Below are 1,054 nucleotides of genomic sequence, written 5' to 3' on the forward strand. Positions count from 1 at the left end.
TCTATGGCGGAACCTGGTTGGGTTATTATTTGTTCAGCCGTGGTCTGGATCCCGTTTCCGGGTCCATTGCCGAGGCTTTGATCAATTGGGATGCCAAATGGTATATGGACATTGCCACTCACGGGTACAGCTACATACCGCATGCCGATTTTGGACAAAACATCATTTTTTTTCCACTTTATCCGGCCTTGTGCAAGGGCTTCAGCCTCATTTTGCCTTTCCCTATTCCCGCCATTGGCATAGGGCTGGCTCTTTTTTTTGGATTACTCTCGGTGCTGTTATTTCAGCGCCTTGCCAAGGACTGGCTGGAACCCGATAGTGCCGCTTTTGCCACGCTGAGTTATGCACTGTACCCTGCTGCCGCTTTTTTCATCAGCGCCTATCCGACATCCTTGATGAATTGCCTGGCCATCGCCACACTGATTGCGCTCCGTCAACAACGTCCATTTCAGGCTGCTTTCTGGGCAGGAATCGGCACGGCTTCCGGACCGTTGATGGTTTTTTTCGCTTTCGGAATATGGCTGGTTTTACTGGGGCGCGTTTGGGCGGACAGGCAAAACCGTGCGCTCATCTCCCTATTCAAGGGGTTAAGCCTGGGAATAATCGCTTGCGGTGGGCTGGGTGTATTCATGGCCTATCAATGGTATTTATTCCAGACACCTTTTGCCTTTGTGGTGGCCCATGGTCCTTATATTGGCCATTTATCGCCTCTGGACAAACTGAGAAATATTGTCGAACTATTTCCCTTGTGGGGAGGAGACTATACGCCGCTAATCCATGCATTACTGCTGGAACCGACAGTGCTGAACCCTGCCCGCAGTGTATACTTTTTCATGAATGCTCTGATCTTGCTGGGTAATTTTTTTGCTCTGGAAATTTTATGGTGGAAACGCCAATGGGCCTTACTTGTCGTCAGCATTCCCCTGGTTTTTGCTTACTTATGGTTTCAGGGAGCGGCACAGGGACCGGTTTCTACTTACCGCCTGCTTTATATCAATCTGCCCTTGTTTCTGGCGGTTGGCTGGATATATCAAAGCACCACCCGAAAAACCTG

Annotated in this window: 1 protein-coding gene; it reads left to right on the forward strand. The window is 49.7% G+C overall.

All coding sequences use genetic code 11. The features are described from left to right. Positions 1-1,054 (forward strand): mannosyltransferase family protein (locus AC2VLY_RS04625; RefSeq protein ID WP_486921839.1); only part of this gene is annotated, 1,054 nt, incomplete at both ends.

This window comes from Acidithiobacillus sp. TH-A36, assembly GCF_057473445.1.